The organism is Vibrio sp. 1457, from assembly GCF_033340195.1.
GTDB lineage: Bacteria > Pseudomonadota > Gammaproteobacteria > Enterobacterales > Vibrionaceae > Vibrio > Vibrio alginolyticus.
In genome coordinates this window covers 1-1,121 of the sequence record NZ_JAWOWA010000120.1, presented here as the reverse complement: position 1 = coordinate 1,121, position 1,121 = coordinate 1, and the positions used below count along the sequence as shown (strand labels likewise).

At 47.1% G+C, this 1,121-nt stretch carries 2 pseudogenes; both read left to right on the top strand.

Going from position 1 to position 1,121, the window contains the following annotated elements:
* Positions 1 to 602 (top strand): annotated as a pseudogene (gene dtpC / locus R7Z41_RS24190) (dipeptide/tripeptide permease DtpC); the annotation flags it as partial.
* A gap of 236 nt (positions 603 to 838) precedes the next feature.
* A pseudogene (locus R7Z41_RS24185) lies at positions 839 to 1,121 on the top strand (lysine--tRNA ligase); the annotation flags it as partial.

Sequence of the window (1,121 nt, the reverse complement as noted above, 5' to 3'; positions counted from 1 at the left end):
GTACCATCAGTCTGTTTATCGATCGCTTTGTGAATCGTCAGGCATTCAATATTGAAGTACCTACTGCACTATTCCAGTCGGTGAATGCAATTGCGGTGATGCTCGCTGGGGTTGTTCTGGCCTGGCTGGCGTCGCCAGAAAGCCGCGGCAACTCAACATTGCGCGTCTGGCTGAAGTTTGCCTTTGGCTTACTGCTGATGGCTTGTGGCTTTATGTTGTTGGCATTTGATGCCCGACATGCAGCGGCTGACGGTCAAGCGTCAATGGGCGTGATGATATCCGGGCTGGCGCTAATGGGCTTTGCCGAACTCTTTATTGACCCGGTGGCGATTGCGCAAATCACGCGTCTGAAAATGTCTGGCGTATTAACCGGGATTTATATGCTGGCAACAGGCGCGGTCGCCAACTGGCTGGCAGGCGTCGTGGCACAGCAGACGACAGAGTCGCAAATTAGCGGTATGGCAATTGCAGCTTACCAGCGATTCTTTTCTCAGATGGGAGAGTGGACGTTGGCTTGTGTCGCGATCATCGTCGTATTGGCCTTTGCTACCCGTTTTCTGTTTAGCACGCCGACGAATATGATACAGGAGAGCAACGATTAACTGTCCTAAAAACAATTGGTTATGAATAAATTAACTTTCAGTTTATCACACTAGTAAATCGAGATTAATAAGTCATTTAAACCATTTTGATGGTTATTTATTAGTGATATCAACTTGAGGTAAGCGTTAGTTTCGATAAGATAAACTGAGTTATTAATAGTCGAGGCAGATAATACAGTGTACCGATCTGTCTCTTTATCTACGCTAAATTGAAAGCTGGATTTAGAGGAACCAAAATGTCTGAACAAGAAACACGGGGAGCCAATGAGGCTATTGATTTTAACGATGAACTGAGAAATCGCCGCGAAAAACTGGCGGCACTACGTCAGCAAGGTGTGGCGTTTCCCAATGATTTTCGCCGCGACCATACCTCTGACCAGTTGCACGAAGAGTTTGATGCGAAGGATAAACAGGAACTGGAATCTTTAAACATTGACGTCTCGGTTGCTGGCCGAATGATGGTCCGTCGTATCATGGGGAAAGCCTCCTTTGTAACGTTGCAGGATGTCGGTGGCCGTA